The following is a 7,010-nucleotide window of genomic DNA, read 5'->3' on the forward strand; positions in this document are numbered from 1 at the left end:
CCACGTTTTTAAATCCAAAAAAAGCCGGATATTAAATCCGGCTATTGGTTAATTTAGAATAAGTTGGTGCCCAGTCGCGAGTACACCGGGGTAGTACTCCTCTGGCAGAAATTCTGCAAGTTCACCTAGCTTTTCTCCTAACTCATGCAGCGAGTTAGCTGACACATTAATGTGCCCCATTTTTCGACCAGGCTTCGCAGTTTTGCCGTACCAATGGCTCGTCACGCCATCGACGGTTAGCACCGTACTCGGAATGCTTTGCTGACCCAACACATTGATCATCGCTGTCGGCCTAATCAATGTGGTCGAACCCAACGGCAATCCAGAGATTGCACGCATATGGTTTTCAAATTGACTTGTATGACAGCCCTGTTGTGTCCAATGCCCTGAATTGTGAACACGTGGTGCAATTTCGTTAACCAGCAGCTCCCCTTGTACATCAAAAAACTCAATGGCTAAAACACCCACATAATTAAGCGAATTGGCCAATGCATTAAAAGCATCTTCAGCTTGTTGCTGAATATCATTTTTCTCTTTACCTGCAATCGACAAGGTCAACACACCATCCGTATGTTGATTTTCAGTCAATGGATAGATTTTACACTGTCCGTTACGATCACGAACACCAATAATCGATACTTCACGATCAAATGGGATCATTTTCTCAGCAATAATAGAATGTGGACTCAGTGTTGTACCTGTCGATAAAAACTCAGCCATTTCTAGCCAGATTGACTCAATATCCTCGACTGATTTAACACGCCACTGCCCTTTACCGTCATAACCGGCTTGGCACGTTTTGACAACCATAGGCAAAGCCAATTGTTCTACGGCATCTAAAAAGTGCTGTTTTTCGGTGATCAATTTATAAGGCGCACATTTCACTGCAGCTTTATCAAGTAACGCTTTCTCTTTCGCTCGATCACCGCCAGTCGCTATGGCTTGCGCACCTGGATAAAACTTCCCGCTGAGTGAACATTGTTCAAGAACATCATGAGGGATATGCTCAAACTCAGCCGTGATTGCGCAACTTGATGCAATCGCCTGTGATAACGATTGCTCACTAAGCTGACCGGTAACCGGATTAACGACCTTTTTAGTGCTAACGTCATACGCTAACACATGTAAATCTAAATGCGTCGCAGATAAACTCATCATCCGCGCTAACTGCCCTGACCCTAAAACTAATATATTCATATTATTCAGCTGGATTCGGGTTAGCTAGAATTGTTTCCGTTTGCGCTTTGCGGAACGCTTCAACTTTTTCGAAAATCTCCGGTTGCTGACAACCCAAAATTTGCGCAGCAAGCAATCCAGCATTAGCAGCACCTGCATCACCTATGGCAAGGGTACCAACAGCAACACCTTTTGGCATTTGACAAATAGAAAGTAACGAGTCAACTCCGTTTAATGTTTTAGATTTAACGGGAACGCCTAATACGGGTAAACTCGTAAAAGCAGCAGCCATACCCGGAAGGTGTGCAGCACCACCTGCGCCTGCGATAATGACTTTAATACCACGCTCAGCAGCAGTTGATGCATAGTCAGCCAATAATTGAGGAGTCCGGTGCGCTGAAACAACTTTCGTTTCATACGCAATGCCAAATTTGTCTAACATATCTGCTGTATGCTGCATGGTAGGCCAATCTGATTTTGAACCCATAATAATGCCAACCGTCATAGTAAATCCTCGGTAATAGTAAGTTAAACGATACAATATAAATCACAGTTTTGAATGTATGTTGGGGTAATCAAAACTATGTTAATTTTTGCGCGGTATTATACCTAAGTGCGATGCTAATACCATTTTTATTACTGCTTTGTGATATACAGCCTTTGATATTAAAAACGACAATAAAGCGCGTAATAAAAAACCGCACTCTACAGCGCGGTTGATTAAGTTATGCCAGTTCTTGTGATGCAAGGTACTCTTCGTAACTACCTCTAAAGTCAATTACTTTCCCGTCTTTAATCTCCCAAATTCGATTCGCAAGTGATGATACGAACTGTCGATCGTGAGATACAAAAAATAACGTGCCTTCGTACTGCTCTAACGCTAAGTTTAATGCTTCAATTGACTCCATGTCCATGTGGTTTGTTGGTTCATCCATCAATAACATGTTGTGTTTGAACATCATTAACTTACCAAAAAGCATACGACCTTGTTCACCACCTGAAAGCACTTTCACCGACTTCTTAATGTCATTTTGAGAGAACAGCATGCGACCTAAATAACTGCGAATAACTTGTTCGTCGTCCCCTTCTTGCTGCCATTGCTCCATCCACTCAAAGACAGTCATATCTTTGTCAAATTCATCAGCATGATCTTGCGCATAATAACCAATATTGGCATTTTCAGACCATTTAAAGTCACCTTCTTTTAGGTCAAGTCTACCAGCAAAAGAATGCAATAGTGTTGATTTACCAACCCCATTCTCACCAATGATCGCGATGCGTTCACCTACTTCAACTAACCCTTCAAGCCCTGAAAATAATAATTCATCATAGCCTTGGCCAACGTTATTAAGTTCAAGTGCGTTTCTGAAAAGTTGTTTTGACTGTTCAAAACGGATGAACGGTGACTGACGAGATGATGCTTTAACATCATCTAGCTGAATTTTATCTATTTGTTTAGCTCGAGAAGTCGCCTGTTTAGCTTTCGATGCATTGGCAGAGAAGCGTGATACAAACTGTTGTAGCTCCGCAATTTGCGCCTTTTTCTTGGCATTTTCACTGAGTAGTTTTTCACGTGCTTGTGTTGCCGCGAACATATATTCGTCATAATTGCCCGGATAAACACGTAACTCACCATAATCTATGTCAGCCATATGTGTACACACTGAATTTAAGAAATGCCGATCGTGGGAAATAATAAGCATAGTGCAATCACGTTGATTTAAAACGTCTTCCAACCACTTGATAGTATAGATATCTAAGTTGTTGGTTGGTTCGTCTAGCAGCATGATATCTGGATCAGCAAACAACACCTGCGCTAACAGCACTCGCAGTTTAAAACCAGGCGCAACTTCAGACATTAAACCATAGTGTTGCTCAGTTGGAATCCCCACACCTAACAGCAATTCACCTGCTTTAGCTTCGGCGGAGTAACCATCCATTTCTGCAAATTCCGTTTCAAGATCTGCGACCTTCATCCCGTCTTCTTCACTCATCTCTGGTAATGAGTAAATACGATCTCGTTCTGCTTTTATGCTCCAGAGTTCTTTGTGACCCATAATAACCGTGTCAACAACGGAGTACTCTTCGTAAGCAAATTGGTCCTGATTTAATTTAGCTAGACGGGTGTTAGGTGACACACTTACGTTACCAGCGCTGGCTTCAAGTTCGCCACCAAGGATCTTCATTAATGTAGATTTACCACAACCGTTTGCACCGATAAGGCCATAGCGATTGCCATCTCCAAATTTTACAGAGATATTTTCGAATAATGGTTTTGCACCAAACTGCATGGTGACGTTAGCTGCACTTAAAATAACAGGCTCCTCAGGATTATCTTAATTTACATTTTATCAGTGCTTGATTTTAAACTAAACGCGCGCGTAAAACCACGAAAGTTCATAGTGAAATACTTGCTTTAGGCTTTCTAAGTATATTTTTTATTGGGGTTCAACCATTCTCCAGCGTTCCACAGCAATTAAATAATACCGATGTTAAAAAAGAGTAGCAACATACCTGTTGGGCATAGCACCTCCTTCTATAGCGAGCGTAATCACCATGGATGAAAGTCAATAGCTGAAAATAGTCCATGTCCAAATATCTGAGATACAGTACGTCACTTAAAATTGAGCGCACTCATTAATATAATTGAGCAAGCTCATAAAATAAGCATGATATGTGTTTGTATAAAAAATAGTGCTAAGATATTTGCTTCTTCGAATAGGGACTATTATGAATAAAAGAGAAAAAACATACTCTGCAATTTTAAACGCAAGCTGGGACCTATTTAACGAGTATGGGTACCATGACACTACGACCCGGCAAATATCACAATATGCTGGTGTAGCAACTGGCACGGTGTTTAGCCATTTCCCGTCAAAAGCCGACATACTGAAAGTCGCAATGTATCGCAAAATAGACTCGGTAATACAAGAGGCGGCAGAAACAGATACACACCATACACCCCGATTAAAGCTTCGCCATTATGCCAAATATTTGTATGCCTTTTATTTAGAAAATAAAGAGTTTAGTAAAGAGCTCGTGGTTTGCATTTTATGGCAACAAGCGTACTTTTTAGATCAATTGAACGCATTTAAACTAATGCTATATTCCGAACAGCAATACGATGCGACACAGGCAAACGTCATGATGGATTGCTATTTCATGACTTTATTACAAGGGTTATGTGACGACAATACCACTGCACAAGAGATGGTCCGTACTCTCAGCAATAAATTACATTTGATCCAAAAGTAATGTATCTGCTACCTGCTCATACATAGCATTCGGATCTGCTTCTCCTGAAGCTTCTAAGAGCAGGATATATTCATTTACGTTCGATTGCGTAAACATCAAGCGTGTTAATAGTTTTATGCAGTTCTTATTTAAACTCTCAACTTGTGCTCTTACCAGCAAAGGAAGCCCATTTTGTGCGATGTTTTCAAGTAAATAGTTAAATAGGCACTCGAGTGCTTCACGCATAATACCTTTTCCCCATTCGGATGGCGCAAGCTCGAAACCTAAAAAGCAATGCTTTTTAATAATATCATGGTCATAAACGCCTAATGTGCCTATAAATTCATTTGATATTTTATTAATAATAACAAAGCGCGTACCTGTTCCCTGATAAGCTTGCTCAAGATCCCATTGGATCAATGATTTTGCTTCATCACGGCTCACTGTTTGCCCATAATCATTATACTGAGCGATCAATGGCTCATTAAGTAACCGCAACAGGGCATCTATATCTCGATGCGAGATAGGCCTTAAAAATAAACGGGTGGTTTGTAATACCATCGGAGCTACATAGATTGGAAAATTCTATAATTAGTATAAACTATCTGCGCAAAATCAGTCCATCTAGGAAATATAATGTCTGAAGAGTTTAAAGTGATTCAACCCACAACGAAAGTCTACTGCCCTGAACGCGGAGAAGGTTGGACACTAACCGGAATAACAGGTATTGATGAACAAACTTCCGTTATGTTTAATGGAGTCCGCTATACCATTAGTGCAAAAAAAATTGTCGAAGAGCTATTACCTAACTATATAAAAATGAACAACAAAGCGTAAACCCCACAAAAAACCAACCCTTTAGTACCAAATAAATGTTGATAAAATGTTTTTAAGTGTAGATAATAACCTCAGATTGCAAAGTCAATAACGGAAGCACTCGCCTCAAAGGATTAAGAAATCACACCTGCGATATGGACCGGGTGTGACATTACTTTGTGTTGTATTAGTTGTTCAGGATGAACTACCTTGGATACTACACCATGACAAAAACTTCATTAACCATGCCTGCACTATCACTCATAGCTATTGGTATTTGCGCTCCGAGCTATGCAAACGAATGCCTAGGGGAGCTCTATGGGATCAATGCCGGTCGCGGAGATTTAGGTCTACTCTTCAGCCTCAATGAGGAAGTCCAATCAGCACAAGCTAAATCAATAGCTAAGTTCAGCTCTAGTGCACTCGCCTATGATAACAGCAATAACCGAATGTATTATGTCGCCTCTCCGCGCCCAACAGAGTATGAGGTTGACGTGAGTGCCCTGTCGATTAGCGCCGATGAACTTGCACACCTACCAATTAAAGGAAAAAGGTACAAATCAACAAAGTTAGCTTATTATGACTTTACAAGCCAAAGCCATACTATTGTTGGTACAACAAAATCAGTCATAGGCATGGTTTATGATAATCAGAATGATACTTTACTCGCCAGCAGCTACAGTAAGCTGTATCAAATAGACAAGCAAACTGGTGAGACAACCGAACTTGCGAGTTTAGGTAACCTATCGGGTAAGTATCGTGGTGACTTAGTAATTAAAGGCAGTCAACTGCTGCTCGTTACGTCAAGCTCAACCTACGAAATCAACCGCAGTACCTATGCACTAACTTTGCTTTCTAATCACGGCTTAACTTCAGTTACAGGCGCAACCCTTAATCAAGCAGGCGATGTGGTGATCAGTCGGACACTCATTAACGATCATGGGCACGCTAATAAGTCGCAAATATATATGTTGGAGCCTAATACAGGGTCAACTTGCTTGCTTGCCACTGTGCCCGTTAGATTAAATGATCTAGCAACAAATACTAATCAACCTGTTGCATGCTACACCAACGTGCAATGCGGCACGGCTCCTAAACCCACTTTTTCACTTCAACCCGTCACAGACTCGGTTGTCGAAGGTGGAACACTGACATACAATGCAACAATAAGTACAACATTTACTGAAGATATTACGGTTGCATTGTCGGTGACTGATGGGACAACATCACCAAGTGATTACACATTATCAACGGCATCCGTGACAATTCTATCTGGTCAAACAAATGCCACCGTCTCTATTCAAACAATTGATAACACTGTGCATAGCGCTGATAAAACGCTAACCGTTAATGCTGTTGCACAATCAGGCATTTCTGGCCAAAGCAGTGCCGGTGGCACGATTGTTAATGATGACGCTCCATGCACGCCTGTAAATTACACGCGTATTAATTATCAATTCGTTTCCGAAAGCTCCTTGTTCAACAATGATTGGGGTATAAAAGTGAATGGCAGTTATGTCAAACTGCTTGATGAGTATGGTGCAAATGGCAGCTATGATGTATTGCAATCGAGCTCAATCTCATACGTTATGGCCATCAATGGTAACAGTGGCCAATTAACTACTAATATGAGGCAAAGTGGTAACACCCAGTATTGGGAAGATCAAAACGATAGTGATTACAATGACTTTGTAGTTAGAGTATCAACTCAAACTGTACAAAAAGGATGTAATTAACCTCTGATTTGGGTAAAGGTTTTGGAATAGAAAATGTTTTGAAAACAC

General features: G+C 40.9%; 7 protein-coding genes. 3 read left to right on the forward strand and 4 right to left on the reverse strand.

The window, feature by feature from the left end; all coding sequences use genetic code 11:
- Positions 1 to 48: 48 nt before the first annotated feature.
- The 3 genes from J8L97_RS18130 to J8L97_RS18140 form a co-directional block, all read right to left on the reverse strand.
- A complete protein-coding gene (locus J8L97_RS18130) occupies positions 49 to 1,197 on the reverse strand; it encodes a 5-(carboxyamino)imidazole ribonucleotide synthase (protein ID WP_192507399.1) in 1,149 nt (382 codons plus the stop codon).
- 1 nt (position 1,198) lies between these two features.
- Complete coding sequence (gene purE / locus J8L97_RS18135; RefSeq protein ID WP_192507398.1) at positions 1,199 to 1,681, reverse strand: 5-(carboxyamino)imidazole ribonucleotide mutase; 483 nt, start codon at positions 1,679 to 1,681, stop codon at positions 1,199 to 1,201.
- 220 nt (positions 1,682 to 1,901) lie between these two features.
- Positions 1,902 to 3,491, reverse strand: coding sequence for an ABC-F family ATPase (locus J8L97_RS18140; protein ID WP_211051955.1), 1,590 nt, complete (start codon positions 3,489 to 3,491; stop codon positions 1,902 to 1,904).
- Positions 3,492 to 3,906: 415 nt separating this feature from the next.
- Between J8L97_RS18140 and J8L97_RS18145 the strand changes: the two genes are divergently transcribed.
- Complete coding sequence (locus tag J8L97_RS18145) at positions 3,907 to 4,431, forward strand: TetR/AcrR family transcriptional regulator (RefSeq protein WP_192507397.1); 525 nt, start codon at positions 3,907 to 3,909, stop codon at positions 4,429 to 4,431.
- Here the strand turns inward: J8L97_RS18145 and J8L97_RS18150 are convergent.
- Entirely contained in the window at positions 4,411 to 4,971 is a 561-nt protein-coding gene (locus J8L97_RS18150) for a GNAT family N-acetyltransferase (RefSeq protein ID WP_211051949.1), read from the reverse strand. The two genes, J8L97_RS18145 and J8L97_RS18150, sit on opposite strands and share 21 nt — an antisense overlap.
- Positions 4,972 to 5,046: 75 nt before the next feature.
- Here J8L97_RS18150 and J8L97_RS18155 point away from each other — a divergent pair, with 75 nt between their 5' ends.
- Both J8L97_RS18155 and J8L97_RS18160 read left to right on the forward strand, forming a co-directional pair.
- A complete protein-coding gene (locus J8L97_RS18155) occupies positions 5,047 to 5,247 on the forward strand; it encodes a hypothetical protein (protein ID WP_192507395.1) in 201 nt (66 codons plus the stop codon).
- Positions 5,248 to 5,450: 203 nt separating this feature from the next.
- Positions 5,451 to 6,962, forward strand: coding sequence for a hemolysin (locus tag J8L97_RS18160; RefSeq protein ID WP_211051951.1), 1,512 nt, complete (start codon positions 5,451 to 5,453; stop codon positions 6,960 to 6,962).
- The last annotated feature ends 48 nt before the right edge of the window (positions 6,963 to 7,010 follow it).

Origin of the sequence: Pseudoalteromonas sp. MMG012 (assembly GCF_018100875.1) — a bacterium.
Taxonomy (GTDB): Bacteria; Pseudomonadota; Gammaproteobacteria; order Enterobacterales; family Alteromonadaceae; genus Pseudoalteromonas; species Pseudoalteromonas aurantia.

Bases quoted from the DNA above. Each gene is read 5' to 3' on its own strand.
- purE (WP_192507398.1), bottom strand. From the start codon at position 1,681: ATGACGGTTGGCATTATTATGGGTTCAAAATCAGATTGGCCTACCATG.
- J8L97_RS18130 (WP_192507399.1), bottom strand. From the start codon at position 1,197: ATGAATATATTAGTTTTAGGGTCAGGGCAGTTAGCGCGGATGATGAGT.
- J8L97_RS18145 (WP_192507397.1), top strand. From the start codon at position 3,907: ATGAATAAAAGAGAAAAAACATACTCTGCAATTTTAAACGCAAGCTGG.
- J8L97_RS18155 (WP_192507395.1), top strand. From the start codon at position 5,047: ATGTCTGAAGAGTTTAAAGTGATTCAACCCACAACGAAAGTCTACTGC.
- J8L97_RS18160 (WP_211051951.1), top strand. From the start codon at position 5,451: ATGACAAAAACTTCATTAACCATGCCTGCACTATCACTCATAGCTATT.
- J8L97_RS18150 (WP_211051949.1), bottom strand. From the start codon at position 4,971: ATGGTATTACAAACCACCCGTTTATTTTTAAGGCCTATCTCGCATCGA.